The sequence below is a fragment of the Geodermatophilus sp. SYSU D00766 genome (genome assembly GCF_054049915.1).
In genome coordinates this window covers 58981-74468 of sequence record NZ_JBJGYI010000008.1, presented here as the reverse complement: position 1 = coordinate 74468, position 15488 = coordinate 58981, and the positions used below count along the sequence as shown (strand labels likewise).

Annotated in this window: 14 protein-coding genes; 7 read left to right on the top strand and 7 right to left on the bottom strand. The window is 79.2% G+C overall.

Annotated features, from left to right (window positions below; genetic code table 11):
• Positions 1-123: 123 nt before the first annotated feature.
• Together ACI8AD_RS09125 and ACI8AD_RS09120 are read left to right on the top strand one after the other, a co-directional pair.
• Positions 124-789 carry a CBS domain-containing protein gene (locus ACI8AD_RS09125; RefSeq protein ID WP_456870215.1) on the top strand — a complete coding sequence of 222 codons (666 nt, stop codon included), beginning with the start codon at positions 124-126 and terminating at the stop codon, positions 787-789.
• Positions 786-1340 carry a flavodoxin domain-containing protein gene (locus ACI8AD_RS09120; RefSeq protein ID WP_456870214.1) on the top strand — a complete coding sequence of 185 codons (555 nt, stop codon included), beginning with the start codon at positions 786-788 and terminating at the stop codon, positions 1338-1340. The genes ACI8AD_RS09125 and ACI8AD_RS09120 overlap by 4 nt, the downstream gene beginning before the upstream one ends.
• A gap of 22 nt (positions 1341-1362) precedes the next feature.
• Here ACI8AD_RS09120 and ACI8AD_RS09115 read toward each other — a convergent pair whose 3' ends face one another.
• Positions 1363-1833 (bottom strand): universal stress protein, encoded by a 471-nt coding sequence (locus tag ACI8AD_RS09115; RefSeq protein ID WP_456870213.1) that lies wholly within the window; start codon positions 1831-1833, stop codon positions 1363-1365.
• A gap of 175 nt (positions 1834-2008) precedes the next feature.
• On the opposite strand from ACI8AD_RS09115, the gene ACI8AD_RS09110 reads away from it, so the two are divergent.
• Together ACI8AD_RS09110 and ACI8AD_RS09105 are read left to right on the top strand one after the other, a co-directional pair.
• Positions 2009-2437: a pyridoxamine 5'-phosphate oxidase family protein gene (locus ACI8AD_RS09110; protein WP_456870212.1), complete on the top strand. Its 429-nt coding sequence runs from the start codon at positions 2009-2011 to the stop codon at positions 2435-2437.
• A 100-nt stretch (positions 2438-2537) separates the two neighbouring features.
• Positions 2538-4244 carry a GAF domain-containing protein gene (locus ACI8AD_RS09105; RefSeq protein WP_456870211.1) on the top strand — a complete coding sequence of 569 codons (1707 nt, stop codon included), beginning with the start codon at positions 2538-2540 and terminating at the stop codon, positions 4242-4244.
• A 25-nt stretch (positions 4245-4269) separates the two neighbouring features.
• On the opposite strand, the gene ACI8AD_RS09100 is transcribed toward ACI8AD_RS09105, so the two are convergent.
• Positions 4270-4941 carry a response regulator gene (locus tag ACI8AD_RS09100; RefSeq protein ID WP_456870210.1) on the bottom strand — a complete coding sequence of 224 codons (672 nt, stop codon included), beginning with the start codon at positions 4939-4941 and terminating at the stop codon, positions 4270-4272.
• A 192-nt stretch (positions 4942-5133) separates the two neighbouring features.
• Between ACI8AD_RS09100 and ACI8AD_RS09095 the strand changes: the two genes are divergently transcribed.
• Entirely contained in the window at positions 5134-5952 is an 819-nt protein-coding gene (locus tag ACI8AD_RS09095) for a hypothetical protein (RefSeq protein ID WP_456870209.1), read from the top strand.
• 1 nt (position 5953) lies between these two features.
• Here the strand turns inward: ACI8AD_RS09095 and ACI8AD_RS09090 are convergent, their stop codons facing one another.
• The gene (locus ACI8AD_RS09090) at positions 5954-8395 is read right to left on the bottom strand and encodes an HAD-IC family P-type ATPase (protein ID WP_456870208.1); all 2442 of its coding nucleotides are present in this window, start codon (positions 8393-8395) and stop codon (positions 5954-5956) included.
• A 107-nt stretch (positions 8396-8502) separates the two neighbouring features.
• Between ACI8AD_RS09090 and ACI8AD_RS09085 the strand changes: the two genes are divergently transcribed.
• The gene (locus tag ACI8AD_RS09085) at positions 8503-10911 is read left to right on the top strand and encodes a phosphatase PAP2 family protein (RefSeq protein WP_456870207.1); all 2409 of its coding nucleotides are present in this window, start codon (positions 8503-8505) and stop codon (positions 10909-10911) included.
• A gap of 4 nt (positions 10912-10915) precedes the next feature.
• Here ACI8AD_RS09085 and ACI8AD_RS09080 read toward each other — a convergent pair whose 3' ends face one another.
• Positions 10916-12094, bottom strand: coding sequence for a universal stress protein (locus ACI8AD_RS09080; RefSeq protein ID WP_456870206.1), 1179 nt, complete (start codon positions 12092-12094; stop codon positions 10916-10918).
• Between ACI8AD_RS09080 and ACI8AD_RS09075 the strand changes: the two genes are divergently transcribed.
• A complete protein-coding gene (locus ACI8AD_RS09075) occupies positions 12093-13166 on the top strand; it encodes an SRPBCC family protein (protein WP_456870205.1) in 1074 nt (357 codons plus the stop codon). The genes ACI8AD_RS09080 and ACI8AD_RS09075 overlap by 2 nt on opposite strands.
• Here ACI8AD_RS09075 and ACI8AD_RS09070 read toward each other — a convergent pair.
• Genes ACI8AD_RS09070 through ACI8AD_RS09060 form a run of 3 tightly spaced genes read right to left on the bottom strand, consistent with a single transcriptional unit; the run spans position 13051 to position 15450 of the window.
• Positions 13051-13737 (bottom strand): hypothetical protein, encoded by a 687-nt coding sequence (locus tag ACI8AD_RS09070; RefSeq protein WP_456870204.1) that lies wholly within the window; start codon positions 13735-13737, stop codon positions 13051-13053. The genes ACI8AD_RS09075 and ACI8AD_RS09070 overlap by 116 nt on opposite strands.
• Positions 13734-14549: a DUF6544 family protein gene (locus ACI8AD_RS09065; protein ID WP_456870203.1), complete on the bottom strand. Its 816-nt coding sequence runs from the start codon at positions 14547-14549 to the stop codon at positions 13734-13736. Before ACI8AD_RS09065 ends, ACI8AD_RS09070 begins: the two co-directional genes overlap by 4 nt.
• Positions 14530-15450: a hypothetical protein gene (locus ACI8AD_RS09060; RefSeq protein ID WP_456870202.1), complete on the bottom strand. Its 921-nt coding sequence runs from the start codon at positions 15448-15450 to the stop codon at positions 14530-14532. Before ACI8AD_RS09060 ends, ACI8AD_RS09065 begins: the two co-directional genes overlap by 20 nt.
• Positions 15451-15488: the final 38 nt, after the last annotated feature.

Sequence of the window (15488 nt, the reverse complement as noted above, 5' to 3'; positions counted from 1 at the left end):
CGGCCGACCGGGGACCAGGGACCCGCGGTCCCGGGACCTCGGTCCCCTGCGGCGGCGCCCGCCGACCCTGGGGCCGGCCCGCCCGCTCTCCTAGCGTCCGGGACAGCGACCGGAGGAGGAGCCGTGCAGGTTCGGGACGTCATGACGCGCGACGTGGTCACGGTGGGCCCGCACACCGCGGTGCGGTACGCCGCGGAGGTGATGGCCGCGCGGGGCTTCGCCGCCCTGCCGGTGGTCGAGGACGACGACCGGGTCGTCGGCGTCGTCGCCGAGGCCGACGTGCTGCGCGACCGGCTGCCCGCCGACCCGCGGCTGCACCTGCGCCGCGACGGCCCCGAGGCCGCCGAGCCGCCGCCCGGGCTGGTGCGGGACGTGATGACCCGCCGGGTGCGGTCGGGCGACGTCACCGCCGACGTCGCCGACGTCGCCCGGCTCTTCGTCGACCGGGGCCTGCGCAGCGTCCCGGTGACCGACGGCGGGCGGCTGGCCGGCATCGTCAGCCGCCGCGACCTGCTGTCCACGCTGGTGCGCCCGGACGACGACGTCCGGTCGGAGCTGCTGCGCCTGGTCGAGGCCTACACCGGCGAGCCCGACGCCTGGGACGTCGACGTCCGCGACGGCGTGGCGGAGGTCCGGCGGCTGCGCGGCGAGCCGCCGGGCCCGGAGGGGACCGAGGAGGGTGCGCTGACCGCGCTGGCCCGGACGGTGGGCGGCGTCGTCGCCGTGCGCGTGCTGCCGGCCGGCGCCGCGCGGACCGCCGCGGGCCCCGGCACCGGGGGCGCGCGGTGACCGGCCGCCGCGTCCTGGTGACCGCCGCCAGCCGGCACGGCTCGACGGCGGAGATCGCCGCCGTGCTCGCCGCGGAGGTCGCCGCCTGCCCGGCCGGCCGCGAGGCGGGGCTCAGCGCCGCCGCGGTGCCGGCGGGGTCGTCCCCCCACCCGGCGGCCTGGGACGCCGTGGTGCTCGGCAGCGCCGTCTACGCCGGCCGCTGGCTCGCCCCCGCCCACGACCTCGCCGTCCGGCACGTGGCCGACCTGCGGCACCGGCCGGTGTGGCTGTTCTCCAGCGGGCCGATCGGCGCACCGCCGTTCCCCACGGACGAGCCCTACGACGTCGGCACGCTCACCGCGCTCCTCCCGGTGCGCGGGACCCGGGTGTTCCCCGGCCGGCTGGACCCGGCCCGGCTGCGGTTCGAGGAGCGGGCGGTGGTGACCGCGATGCGCGCGCCCGTGGGCGACTTTCGGGACTGGGACGCCGTGCGCGCGTGGGCCCGCGAGATCGCCGGCGTCCTGGCCACCGAGGGGTCCGGGGCGCGGCGGGAGCCCGCGACCCCCGCCTGAGCCGCGCGGTGCAGCGGCCCCGTCAGCCCGGCGGCTGCCCGGCGTCCCCGGCACGCGGGGTGGTGCCCGACCGCACCACGGTGACCGGGCAGCGGGCCTCGCGCAGCACGGCCTGCGCCAGCGACCCCAGCCGGCCCATCGCGCCGCCCCACCCGCGGACCCCGACCACCAGCATCTCCGCGCCGGCCGACGCCGCCACCACCGCCTCGGCCGGCGCGGCGTGCACCGCGCGGCAGCTCACCGCGAGGTCCGCGGGCAGGCCGGCCGCGGCGACGTCGTCGGCCAGGGCCTGCTCGACCGCGCGCTCGTAGTCGGCCATCGGCGGCACGTACCCCGGCTCCCAGGTGGCCGGCCGGGGCGCGGTCGGGATGCTCCACGCCCGCACCACGGTGAGCGGCAGGCCGGCCCGCGCGGCCAGCCGCCCGGCCCACGCCAGTGCCTCCCGCGCGCAGGCGGAGCCGTCCACCCCGACCACGATGCTGGTGCTCTCCACCGCGCGCCCCCTCCCGGCCGTCCCCGTCGTCGTCCCGACCCTCCCACGCGGACCCGGCCGGCCGGGCAGGTCACCTGGCCCACGGATCCGGGACGGAGGTCCCTGACCGCGCCGGCGGCCGCCCTGCCACCGTGGGCGCGCGGGCGCCCGACCGGGCGCGGACGAGGGGTGGGGCGTGGCCGGCCACCGGCAGGACCTGAGCGACGACGAGTGCCGGCGGCTGGTCGCCGGTGCCCGCGTCGGTCACCTCGCGTTCACCCGCGACGCCCTGCCCGCCGTGGCGCCCGTCCGCTACCTCGTCGACGGCGACCGGGTCGCCCTCCCCGTGCGCCCCGGGGACGACCACCTGCTCCCCCGCCGCGGCGGCGTCGTGGTCCTGTGCGTGGACCAGTTCGACGGCGAGCACGGCTGGGCGGTCTCGGTCGTCGGTCCCGCCCGCACCGTGACCGACCCGGCCGCCGTCGGCGCGTGGGACGCCGCCGGGGAGCTCCCGGACCCGGTGCCCGGGGACGGCCACGGGTACGTGGTGCTGGAGGCCACCGTGGTGCGCGGCTGGCGGACCCTGCCCGTCGCGGCTCCCACCGGGCGGCGCCGGGGTGGGTGATCCGCCCGCGGCCCGTTCCGGATCCCCGGGCCCCTACTCCGGCGGACGGCGCCGTGCCAGGCTCGGGCGGACGGACCACCGCCCGGGAGCAGGAGCCCCGATGAGCCCCACCCACACCACCCGCCCGCCCGAACCGGCTCCCGAGTCCTCGCTCGCGGGGATGCGCCTCACCGAGCTCATCGACGAGGTCCAGGACCGGCTGGCCGCCGTGGCCCGCAACCAGGCCCGCGTGCAGCAGCTGCTCGACGCCTTCCTCGCCGTCTCCTCGGGGCTGGACCTGGAGACGACGCTGCGGCGGATCGTCGAGACCGCCTGCGACCTCGTCGACGCCCGCTACGGCGCGCTCGGGGTGCTCGCCCCGCAGGGCGGTCTCGCGGCGTTCATCCACGTCGGCATCGACGCCGACCGGGCCGCCGCCATGGGCTCGCTGCCCGAGGGCAAGGGCGTGCTCGGGCAGCTGATCACCGAGCCCTACCCGCTGCGGATCCGCGACCTGGGCGCCCACCCGGCCTCGGTGGGCTTCCCGCCCGGGCACCCGGAGATGCGGACCTTCCTGGGCGTGCCGGTGCTCGTGCGCGGCACGGTGTTCGGCAACCTCTACATGACCGAGAAGTCGCACGGGGAGTTCACCGCCGAGGACGAGGCGGTCCTCACCGCCCTGGCGGGCGCCGCGGGCGTCGCCGTGGACAACGCCCGGCTCTACGAGGAGGCCGAGGAGCGGCGCCGCTGGGCCACCGCGCTGTCCGACGTGCGGGCGGCGCTGCTCGACCCCGGCTCCGCCGGGCGGGCGCTGCGGCTGATCGCCGAGCGGGTGGGCACCCTCACCGGCGCCGAGGCCGCCTGGATCGTCGTCGGGCCGGACGACGAGGGCTGCTACGACGTGCAGGTGCAGGTCGGCGACGGGCTGGAGGACCTCACCGGCCGGCGGCTGGGGACGGAGGAGAACCCCGTCCTCGACGCGGTGTCGCGGTCCGCGGGCGTCGCGACGCTGGACATGAGCGGCCTGGCCTACGACGGCCCGAACGCGCACGTGGCCTGGGGGCCGTGCCTGGCGGTGCCGCTGCGGTCGACCCAGGCCGAGCCGGCGGTGGTGGTCGCCGCGCGGCGCGCCGGCGCCCCGGCGTTCGACCCGTCGGTGGCCGCGCTCGTCGAGGCCTTCGCCGACCAGACGGCGGTCGCCCTCGACCTCGCCGCCCAGCAGCGCCTGGCCCGGCAGCTCGACGTCTACGAGGACCGCGACCGCATCGCCCGCGACCTGCACGACCACGTCATCCAGCGGGTCTTCGCCGCCGGCCTGGGCCTGCAGTCGGTGCTGCCGCGCATCGGAGACCCGCAGGCACAGCGCCGCATCCGCGACGTCGTCGTCCAGCTCGACGAGACCGTCCGCGACATCCGCACGAGCATCTTCGACCTGCACACCGCCGACGCCGCCGGGGACGGCCTGCGCCGGCGGGTCCTGGAGACCGTCGCCGCCACCGCCGGGGACCTGGAGTCCACCGTGCGCACGTCGGGTGCGGTCGACGCGCTGGTCACCGGGGACCTCGCCACCGACGTCGTCGCGGTGGCGCGGGAGGCGGTGAGCAACGCCGCCCGCCACGCGGGAGCCCGGCACGTGACGGTCACCCTCGACGTCGGCGACGAGGTGGTGCTCGAGGTGGTCGACGACGGCCGGGGCATCGACGCCCGGGCCGCCCGCAGCGGGCTGCGCAACCTGGCCGAGCGGGCCGGCCGCCGCGGCGGCGGGCTGGAGGTCGGCGCGCTCCCCGACGGCGGCACGCGGCTGCGCTGGTGGGCGCCGCCGAGCTGAGGGCGCCCGGTCCCCGGCGGGGCCGTCAGTCCCGGCGGGGCGCGCCCGCGCGCAGCTCGGTGGCCAGCACCGCGGCCTGGGTGCGCCGCTCGAGCCCCAGCTTGGCCAGCAGGTGGGACACGTAGTTCTTGACCGTCTTCTCGGCCAGGAACATCCGCTCGCCGATCTGCCGGTTGGTCAGCCCCTCGCCGATCAGCCGCAGCACCGTGCGCTCCTGGTCGCTGAGCCGGGCCAGCGGCCCCTCGGGCTCCGCGGCGCGGCGCATCCGCTCCAGGACGGCGGTGGTGGCCGCGGGGTCGAGCAGCGAGCCGCCGGCGGCGACGGTGCGGACCGCGCCGACCAGGTCGGCGCCGAGGATCTGCTTGAGCAGGTAGCCCGACGCCCCGGCCATGATCGCCTCGAACAGCGCCTCGTCGTCGCTGTAGCTGGTCAGCATGACCACGCGCAGGTCGGGCAGCCGGCTGCGCAGCTCCCGGCAGACGCTCACGCCGTCGCCGTCGGGCAGCCGGACGTCGAGCACGGCGACGTCGGGGCGCAGGGCCGGCACCCGGGCCAGCGCCTCCGCGGCGTTCTTCGCCTCCCCGACGACGGTGATGCCCGGGTCGCCCCCGAGGACGTCGGCCACCCCGCGGCGCACCAGCTCGTGGTCGTCGAGCAGGAACACCCGGATGGGGGCCTGCTGCGTGTCGTCCGGCACCCGTTCCCTCCCCGTCTGCCGTTCCCGGCACCCGCCGCCGTCCCCCGGCGGTCCGCCCCGAGGCTAGGTGGCCGACCGGCCCGCGCGCCCGGGGCCGAAGGTCCCGGGAAGGGGCCCTCCGGCCCTGCCCGCTCCCCGTCCGCGACGGCACGGTCGACACGTGCACCGCTGTCCACCCCGGGTCGGCACCCCGTGACCCGGGCTCCGCTGCGCGGCGCCGGCGGCTCCCGGCGGGTCGACGCCGCCACCGCCCGCCGGCTCGCCCCGGCGATCGCCGTCCTCGCGGTCGCGGTGGCGGCCCCCGTCGTCCTGGGCCCGGTCTCCCGCCTCGGGGGCGCCGACGTCGTCGCGTCGGCCGCCGTCGTCCCGCTGGCGCTGCTGGCCGCGGCGATGGTGCGCCGCGGCTCCCCGGCCGGGCCGCTGCTGGCGCTCGGCACCTCGCTGGGCGCCGGGTACCTGGTCGCCGGGTACCTGGTCGCCGGCGTGCCGTGGGACGACCGCGTCCCCCTGCCGCTGTCCGTGGCGGTGCTCGTGCTCTGCGCCGCCGTGGCGCTCGGCTCCTGGCGGGCGGTGCCCCCGGGGACGGCGGTGTTCGACCGGCCCAGCCGCCGCGTGATCGGCGTCCTGCTGCTGCTCGCCGGCGCCGCGTCCGTCGCCGGCCGGGACCCCGCCCTGCTGCTGCCCGCCGCGGCCACCGCCGTCGGCCTGCTGCGGGGGGCTCGGTGGGCCGGCCCGGCCGCGTTCGCCGTCTCCGGGTGCCTGGCGCTGGCCGCCGCGGCGGCGACCGCGACGGCCTGGTCGGCGCCCCCGCCCGCCGCGGCGACGGCGCTCGCCGTGGTCGCCGCGTCCCCGGCGGCCCTGTGCTGGACGGCGGTCGTCCGCACCCGGCGCCAGGCCTGGGCGGTGCCCCCGCCGCGCCGCGAGGCGACCCGCGCCGCGCCGGCACCGCCGCGCCCCCGGACCGGGCCGGCCCGCGTCCCCGCGCCCCGCCGCGCCGGGGACCGGCCGTGACCTAAGGACCCCCGGGGCGGGTCGCCGGCAGCCGGGCGACGACCTCCACCAGCACCAGGCCGACGACGCCCGACAGGGTGCCGGCCAGCACCACCGGCGGCGAGACCGCCAGCAGCAGGACGTCCTCCCGGAGCACCGGGACGGCGAGCACGACGACGACCACCCCGGCCATCGCGGCCACCAGGGCCACCCGCCCCGCGGTCAGCGGCCGGGCCAGCACCAGCACCGTCCACAGCGCCGTCACGACCACCGCGAGCAGCGCCGCCGTCCGCGCCGCGGGCACCCCCCCGCCGGGCTGCAGCGCCCGGGTCAGGGCGTAGGCGGCGTAGGAGACCCCGCCGGTGACCACGCCGACGGGCACGGAGAAGGCCAGCACCCGGCGCAGGAAGCCCGGCCGGTAGCGGCGCCCGCCCGGGGCGAGCGCCAGCACGAAGCCGGGGACGCCGATGGTGACCGCGGAGACCAGCGTCAGCTGCACCGGCGCCAGCGGGTAGGCCGTCAGCGTCACGACGGTGACCAGCGCCAGCACCAGGCTGTAGACGTTCTTGACCAGGAACAGGTTGGCCGCCCGCTCGATGTTGGCGATGACCCGCCGGCCCTCGGCCACGGCGTGCGGCAGCGCGGCGAAGCGGCCGTCGAGCAGTACGAGCTGGGCCACCGCGCGGGTCGCCGGGGAGCCGTTGCCCATCGCGACGCCGACGTCGGCGTCCTTGAGCGCCAGGGCGTCGTTGACGCCGTCGCCGGTCATCGCCACCACGTGCCCGCGGCGCTGCAGCGCCCGCACCACGGCCCGCTTCTGCTGCGGGGTCACCCGGCCGACGACCGACGCCGACTCCAGCACGCCGGCCAGCGCGTCGGGGTCCTCGGGCAGCGTCCGGGCGTCGACGGCGTCGGCCGCGCCCGACACGCCGGGCAGGCCCACCGCGGCCGCGACGGCGCCGACGGTGCGCGGGTTGTCCCCGGAGAGCACCTTCAGCGCCACGCCCTGCCCGGTGAAGAAGCGCAGCACCTCGGCGGCGTCCTCGCGGACCCGCTCGGCCAGCAGCACGAGCGCCACGGGCACCAGCCCGGCCGGCAGCCGCGGGGCGCCCGCCTCCGTCGTCCACGGCGCCGGGGAGCAGGCCAGCAGCAGCACCCGGCGCCCCTCGGCGGCCAACACGTCGGCGCGGTCGCGGGCCGCGGCGTCGGCCGGCCCGGCCGGGGCCGGCAGCACCAGCTCCGGCGCGCCGAGCACCCAGGTGCTGCCGGCGGCGGTGCGCACGGCCGACCACTTGCGCGCGGAGTCGAAGGGGACGGCGCCGGCCGCCTCCTGCCCGCCCGGGTCGGGGAAGGCCGCCGCCAGCGCCCGGGCGGTCGCGTTGCCCGCGTCGGCGGCGGCGAGCAGCGCCAGCGCCCCGTCGGCCCCGGGGTCCCCGCGCAGCCGCTCGAGCCGGTCGAAGCCGACGTCGCCGTGGGTCAGCGTGCCGGTCTTGTCCAGGCAGACGACGTCGACGCGGGCCAGCCCCTCGACGGCGGGCAGCTCCTGCACCAGCGTCTGCCGCCGCGCCAGGCCCGCGGCACCGAGGAGGAACGCCAGCGTGGTGAGCAGCACCAGGCCCTCGGGGACCATCCCGACCAGCGCCCCGACGGTGCCGGTGACCGCGTCCCGCCAGCCGTCGTTCTCCGGGGACCGGAACTGGCTCCACAGCACCGCCGGGCCGACCACCAGCAGCACCACCGCGATCCAGCGCAGCAGCCGGGTGGTCCCGGCGACCAGCTCCGAGTGCGTGCGGGTGAACACCCGCGCCTGCGCGGCGAGCCGGGCGGCGTAGCCGTCGTCACCGACGGCGGTGGCCTGCACCCGCCCGCTGCCGGCCACCACGATCGAGCCGGACAGCACCGGGTCGCCGGCCTCCTTGGCCACCGCGTCGGCCTCGCCGGTGAGCAGCGACTCGTCGACGGCCAGCCCTCGGGTGGCGCGCACGACGCCGTCGACGGGCACCTGGTCGCCGGCGCGCAGCACCAGCAGGTCGTCGAGCACGACCTCGGCGACCGGGACCTCGCGCTCGGCGCCGTCGCGCACCGGCCGGGCGCGCGGCGTCTGCAGGACCGCCAGCCGGTCGAGGGTCCGCTTGGCGCGCAGCTCCTGCACGATCCCCACGACGGCGTTGACGACGACCACCCCGCCGAAGAGCGCGTTCTGCCACCGCCCGGCCAGCACCATGGTCACCCACAGCACGGCCAGCAGGCCGTTGAAGAACGTGAGCACGTTGGCCCGGACGATCTGCCCGACGGTCCGGCTGGTCCGGGTCGTGACCGCGTTGACCCGCCCGGCCGCCACCCGCTCGGCCACCTGGGCCGACGTCAGGCCGCCCGCCGCGGTCGGGGAGGCGCCGGCTCCGCGGGCGGGCGGGGCCGGCGGGTGCGGCCCCTGCACGGCGGCGGCCGGCCCTCCGCGAGTCACCGGCCCAGCGTGGCGCCGGGGGCGGGCCGCGTCCCGGGGCCCGCTGGCACCGGCGACAGGGTCGGAGGACCCTGCCCGCTGCCCCGGGGGGCCGCTGGACTGGCGCGGTGACCAGCCGCACCGTCCCGGAGGGACGGGCCTCGCCCACCACCGGTCCCCCGGCCGGTCCCGGGCCCCGGGCACCGGAACGGATGTCCACCGACCTCGTCCGCGTGGCCCTCGGGCTGGTCGTCCTCGGCGCCGGGGTCCTCGTCGCCCAGCAGGGCCGGCTGTCGCTGTTCGAGCGGGACCTGTTCCGGCTGGTCAACGACCTGCCCGCCGGGGTCCTGCCGGTCGTCTGGCTGGTCATGCAGCTCGGCAACGTCCTCGCGGTCCCGACGCTGGCGCTGGTGGCCGCGCTGGGACGCCACTACCGCGCGGCCCGCGACCTGCTGGTGTCGGGGCTGACCGCCTACGTCGCGGCCGACCTGGTCAAGGCGCTCGTCGGCCGCGAGCGGCCGGCCGGCCTGCCGGTCGGGGCGGTGCTGCACGAGGGCCCGATCGGCGGTGCCGGGTTCGTCTCCGGGCACTCGGCGGTCGCCGCGGCCCTGGCCACCGCGGCCGCCCCGTACCTCACCCGCCGGGGACGCCGCGTCGCCTGGACGCTGGCGTGGAGCGTCGCGGTCGCCCGCGTGTACGTCGGCGCCCACCTGCCCCTGGACGTCGTGGGCGGCATCGCCCTGGGCTGGGCGATCGGGTCGCTGGTGCACTGGGTGTTCGGCGTGCCGGCGCGGGAGGTCCCCCCGGCCCGGGTGGAGGCGCTGCTGCGGCGCTTCGGGCTGCCGGTCACCGAGGTGGTCGCCGCCCCCGTGCGCGCCCGCAGCTCGCAGCCGTTCCAGGCGGTCGACGGCGACGGCCACCGGCTCTACGTCAAGTACCTCGAGCCCGACCGGCACGAGCGGGACCGGCTGCACCGGATGTGGCGGGTGTTCGCCGCCGGCGACGTCAAGGACGCCGACGCCCTCGCCCCGCTCGGCTACCAGGCCGAGCACGAGGCGGTGGCCGCGCTGACCGCCGAGCGGCGCGGCGTGCGGGTGCCGGCGGTGCTGCTGGCCCGCGGCGGGGACGGCGACGCCGTCGTCGTGCAGGAGTTCGTCGACGGCCGCCCGCTCGACGAGCTCGGCCCGGGCGAGCTGACGCCGGGCCTGCTGCGCGAGGTGTGGAGCGAGGTCGCCCGGATGCACGCCGCCCGGGTCGCCCACCGCGACCTGGTGGCCGCCAGCGTGCTGGTCGACCCGGCGGGCCGGCCGTGGCTGGTCGACTTCGGCAACGCCCGCACCGGCGCCGACGACGACGAGACCGCCGTCGACGTCGCCGAGCTGCTGGCGTCGCTGGCCGCCGCGCCCGGCGCCCCGCCCGATCCCGCGGTGACCGTGGCGACGGCGGCCGACGTCCTCGGCGACGCCGCGGTCGCGGCGGCGCTGCCCTCGCTGACCCCGCTGGCGCTGTCGTCGGAGACCCGGCGGCGGCTGCACGCCGACCCGGCGCGGCTGACCGCGGTGCTGGCCGCCGCGCACGCCCGCCTGGGCCTGCCCGATCCCGGGCGCCCGGCGTTCCCGCCGGCCGGGCCCGTCGCGCGGGCCCTCGTGCTGGCCGGCTGCGCGGTGGCCGTCGCGGCCCCGGTGCTGGTGGCCGGACCCGGCGCCGCCGCGGGCAGCATCGGCCCCGAGGGCTGGCGGTGGATCGGCGGGGCGGTGCTGCTCGCCGCGGCCTCCGCCCTCGCCCGCGCCACCGCCGTCCGGTACGCCGCCGACCGGCGGGTGTCCGTCGGCCGGGCGCTGGTCGTGACCCTGGTCGCCCGCAGCGTGGGGCTGCTGCGCGGGCGCGAGGGCGAGCGGCACAGCCGCGCCCGGCTGCTGGAGCGGGCCGGCCTCGTGCCGGCGGCCGCCCAGGCCGCGACGGTCCGCACCGCGCTCGCCGGGCTGGCCGGCGCGGCCGCGGTCGCCGTCGCCACCGCCGTCCTGGCCGTCGTCGAGGGCACCGTCCCGCGGTGGCGCGTCCCGGACGGGCTGCTGCCCGTGCTCGCCGCCGGCCTGGTCGCCTGGCTGCTGGTGTCCGCCGGCCGGCTGGCGGCCCGCCGCAGCGGTGAGGCCACCACCGCCCCGTCGTGGCGGCAGCCGCCGGCGTCGCGCCGGGACCGGGCGGCGCTGCTGGGCTGGGCGGTCCTCGCGACCGCCGTGGAGGCCGCCGTGCTGTCCTGCGCGGTGCAGGCCGTCCGCGGCGGTGTCCCGCTGCTGGTGGTCGCCTGCGGCTACGCCGTCCTGCGCCTGCTGTGGATGGCGCTGCCCCCGGCGGGACTGCCCGGGGCGCCGGAGGCGTTGCTGGTGCTCCTGCTCGCCGTCCTCGGGGCGGACCCGGCCGCCGCCTGCGCCGCCGTCCTCGTCACCCGGACGCTCACCACCTGGGCGCCGGCCGTGGCCGGGCTGCTGCTGGAGCGGCAGGAGCGGCCCGCGGAGGACGGGGCGGTCGCGGCGTAGCGGCTCAGCCGGCCGGAGCCGCGGCCGCCGCCGGTGCCGCGTCCGCGGCGGCCGACCCCGCCGCGTCGGGGTGCACCACCAGCACCGGGCCGGGCGCGTTGACGGCGCAGTGCAGCGCCACCGAGCCCAGGACCATCCCCAGGACCCGGCTGCGGCTGCGGCTGCCGACGACGAGCAGCGCGGCGCCGTCGGCCCGCTCGACGAGCGCCTCCCCCGCCGCACCGCGGACGACGCGGACGTCGGCCTGCGCCCCCTCGCCGAGCACCTCCGCGACGATCGCGGCGGCCCGGGTGCGGGCGTGCTCCTCGGTCTCCGACGCCGGCGGCGCGGTGATCGCGTACAGGTCGCTCCAGTAGGCCTCCGGCCGGTAGGCCGCCACCACCTCGAGCGTCGCGCCCAGCCCGTGAGCCTCCTCCGCCGCCCGGCGCAGCGCGGCGCGCGACACCGGCGAGTCCTCCACCCCGACCACCACCCGCGGCGGCGGCTCGACCGCGCCGGGGTGCACCACGACGACGGCGCAGGGCGCGTGGGCCACGCAGTGCAGCGCGACCGAGCCCAGCAGGGTGCTGCGCACCCCACCGCGACCGCGGCTGCCCACGACGAGCAGGTCGGCGCCCTCCGCCCGGGCCACCAGGTGGTCCAGCGGGGCGCCACCGGCGACGACGACGTCGGCCTCGACCTCCGCGGTCCCGGGGACGGCGGCCACGGCCGGGTCCCGGCGGACCTCGGCGAGGAAGTCGCGGACCCGCTGCTCGGTGTCGGCCCGGATGGCGTCGAGCCGCTGGGTGTCGAGCAGGTAGGGGTCGGCCCAGTAGAAGTCGACCGGGTAGGCGCTGACGACCTCCAGCGGTGCGCCGGACCGGGCCGCGGTGGCCAGCGCCCAGCCCAGGGCCGTCCGCGCCCCCGGCGAGCCGTCCACGCCGACGACCACCCGACCGGGCCGCGTCGGGTGGTCCGTGGGGTGACCCGTCGTCTGCTCCGTCGTCACCGTCGCCCCTCCGCTCCGGCCCGGGCACCCGCCGGGCCTGCACCGAGACTGCGCCGTCCGCGGACGGCGGGACGCGGGCCGACGTCCCCGTCGTCGGGGACCTTCGTCCTCCGGCCGGGGCGGGGTCCATCGGCACCGGCGGGGGCGACGACGGCCCCTGCCCTGGCGGGGCGCCGCGGTCGACGCTGGGCGCATGACCGCCCTGCTGCCGCCCGGGCCCACCGCCGCCGACCTGGCCCGGGAGGTGCGCGACGTCGTCGCCGACCTGCCGCGCTTCCTCACCGCGCCGCTGCTGCGCCCCTGGCACCGCCACTGGGGCGCCACGCCGGCGGAGGCCGCCGCACCCATGCCCGGGGACGACCGGGAGCCGCGGGCGCAGTACCGCTGCACCCGGGCGATCACCGTCCAGGCACCGCCGGAGGAGGTGTGGCCCTGGCTGGTGCAGGTCGGGTGCCTGCGCGCGGGCTGGTACGCCGACGACCTGCTCGACCACCTCGGTCGCCCCAGCGCGCGGCGAGTGGTCCCGGAGCTGCAGGACGTGCACGTCGGGACCTGGCTGCCGATGGCGCCGACCCCGGACGAGTCGACGGCGTTCGTCGTCGAGTCCCTCGACCCGCCGCGCGAGATGCTGTGGCGGACGCCGACGAGCACGTGGGCCTGGCGGCTCGTCCCGCTGGAGGGCGGCCGCACCCGCGTGGTGACCCGGCTGCGCGCCCGCTACGACCGGTCTCGCCCGGGGGCGCTCACCGGCGTCCTGCTGATGGAGTTCGGGGACTTCCCGATGATGCGGCGCATGCTGCGCGGCGTCCGCGAGCGGGCCGAGGCAGAACACCGCCGCCGCTTCCCGCCGTCGCTGCGGCCACGCCGGCTCGCCGTCGTCCGCGGTGTGCACACCGCCGCCTGGTTCGTCGTCGAGTCCTGCGTCGGGTGGCTGCTGTGGTCGGGCCTCACCGGCCGCAGCGACCGGCGGGCCGCGGTGGCCGCCGCCGTCGTGACGGGGGAGTGTCTGGTCTTCGCCGGCAACGGCTTCCGCTGCCCGCTCACCGGGCTGGCCGAGGCGGCCGGGGCCGCCAGCGGGTCGGTCACCGACCTCTACCTGCCCCGGTGGTTCGCCCGCTCCCTGCCGGCTGTCCACGTGCCGCTGCTGGTGCTCATCGCGGTGCTGCACCGGCGGGCCCGGCTGCACCCGCGGGCGCTGCCCGGCCGGCGCGGCGCTCGGCGCGCTCGCGGATGCCGTGCAGCATCCGCCGGGTCATCACCCCGGTGACCGGCTCCCCGAGCCGGCCGGCCAGCCGCGCACCCAGCCGGGCGTCGACGGCGGTGCGCGACCGCGACAGCAGGCGGCAGCGCCCCTCGCCGGCCGGGACGACGGCGAAGGTCCACACGCCGTCCCAGGGGTGCTCAGGTGGTGCCTGGCGCAGCACCAGCGTCCGCGGCGGGTCGACCAGGGCGACCCGGAAGGCGTAGCCGTCGGGCAGCGGCCCCCAGCCCGCCGGGACGACGACCACCCGGTCGCCGACGGCGAGGTGCTGCCACTCCTCGCGGACCTCGTCGGTGGTGTGGATGTGCAGGCCGATCAGGTTCTCCAGCCAGTCGTGGCTGTACATGCCGCCGCGGTCGGCGCCCATCTGGACCAGCCACGCCCACACCTCCTCGGGGGGCGCGGCCACGGTCACCCCGAGCGTCGTCTGCGCGGCCGGCTCCGGGACGAGGTCGTCGCCCGGCAGGACCCGGGCGACCTCGGCCGGGGTGGCGCCCCAGTGACGCCGGCGGTGCAGGAGCTCCAGGCCGGCCGCAGCGGCGCCGGCGGACAGCAGCCCGCGCAGCACGGTCCTCACCGCCCCGGGGGGACGTCGAGGTCGAGGCCGACCAGCGTCATCTCGCCGTAGGTGACGTCGCCGTCGGGCAGGTGCCAGACGGCGGCGCCGGCCACCGGGCGCGGCCGCCCGTCGACGACGTCCCACCCGCGCACCGGGGTGCTCCACGGCGTCCGCACCGGCCCGCCGGGCAGGTCGGCCCAACGGTCCTCGGTGCGGAGGTCGGTGGGCCGGCCGTCAACGTCGAGCGACACCACCGCGCCGACGGTGCGCCCGGCGTCGGTCACCGACACCCCGAAGCGGTCCTCCCCGAGGTCCGCCCAGCGGGTGCGGGGGTGCAGCAGCATGGCCGGGGCCAGCAGCACCGCGTCGTCCAGCCAGGTCACCAGCTCGCCGCTGTCGAACTCCGGGCCCGACCCGTCGGCCACGGTGACCAGGCCGAGGGCCTTGCCGAGCATCCGCCCGGTGCCGTGCCGGTAGGTGTCCCAGCCCCACATGGGCACCACGCGGCCGACCAGCAGCCGCATCCGGTACAGGCGGGCCACCTCCTCGGCGGTGTTGACCTGCCACGCGTCGCACGGCATCCACGGCCCGTCGGTGCGGCGGCGGAAGCGGCCGTGCCAGTGGGCGCGCAGCGACCGGGTCCGCGGGCGGCCGACGACGCCCATGGCCTCCAGGTAGCCGACCGCGGCCGGCGGCAGGCCGGCCAGGTCGGCCCCGGTCACCGGGTCCCCCGCCGGACCGTCCGGCAGGCGCTCGGCGGCGAGGCGGCGGGTGAAGGCGCGCGGCGGCCGAGCCGGCGTGCGCGGGCGGTCAGACGTGGACGTGCTCATCGGGGACCTCGCTCGGCGGGACGGGACCGGGCACCGCCGGGACGGCGCGCAGCAGGCGGGTGAGCAGCCGGAGACCGACGGCGCCCAGGACGCCGAAGCCCGCGATCGGGCCGACCACCTGGGGGACGGTGAACGAGATCCCGGCGACGGCCTGCAGCACGGTGCTCAGCGCGATGGTGGGCAGCAGCAGCACGAGCAGGACCAGCAGGGGGACGGCGAGCAGGTGGCCCCGCGGGTCACCGCGGCGGACCAGGAGCCCGGCCAGCGCCGCGGCCGGCGCGACGACGGCGAGGTCGAGGGCGGAGGTCACCGGCGTCGTGTAGACGTCGAGGAGCTCGGGCGTCCCGCCGGTGCGCAGCGCGGCCAGCAGCGGCTGCAGCCACACCACGGCGGTCACCGCCGCCGAGGTCAGGAGGAACCGCGACAGCGCCCGGTGCGGCACCGCGGGGTCCGCGGCGACGACGCGGAGGACGGCCCGGTCGGTGCCGGCGAGGGCGGTGAGGAAGCCGGCGAGCCCGGTGGCCACCAGCGTCACGTAGGCCAGGAAGAGGGGGTTGTAGGCGACCCCCAACGCGTAGTTCGCGTAGACGTAGAGCAGGTACCCGAGGGTGCCGGTGAGCAGCAGCGACCCGCGCGGGGACCCGGCGCGGTGCTGCAGCCACGAGGTGATGACCAGGGGCACGCCGAACGCCAGCACGACGGCGTCGACGGCGGTGTTCCCGGCGGCGGTGAACACGGTGTCGTGCGCGTAGAGCCCGCTGCCGGCCAGCTCCGCGGTGTGCCCGCGCGTCGTCGTCACGGCGACCGGGTCCCCCGAAGGGCGTCGCACGAGCCCCGTCGCGGCGACCGCCGCGGCCAGGGCGGCGACCAGCCCCGGCAGCCGGCGCAGTCTCGTCCTCACGGCCCGCTCCCCCCGTCCTCCACCGCGGTGCGGTGGGC

Excerpts from the sequence above, each read along its gene's own strand:
- ACI8AD_RS09105 (WP_456870211.1), top strand. The coding sequence starts at position 2,538 with ATGAGCCCCACCCACACCACCCGCCCGCCCGAACCGGCTCCCGAGTCC.
- ACI8AD_RS09065 (WP_456870203.1), bottom strand. The coding sequence starts at position 14,549 with ATGAGCACGTCCACGTCTGACCGCCCGCGCACGCCGGCTCGGCCGCCG.
- ACI8AD_RS09075 (WP_456870205.1), top strand. The coding sequence starts at position 12,093 with ATGACCGCCCTGCTGCCGCCCGGGCCCACCGCCGCCGACCTGGCCCGG.
- ACI8AD_RS09080 (WP_456870206.1), bottom strand. The coding sequence starts at position 12,094 with ATGCGCCCAGCGTCGACCGCGGCGCCCCGCCAGGGCAGGGGCCGTCGT.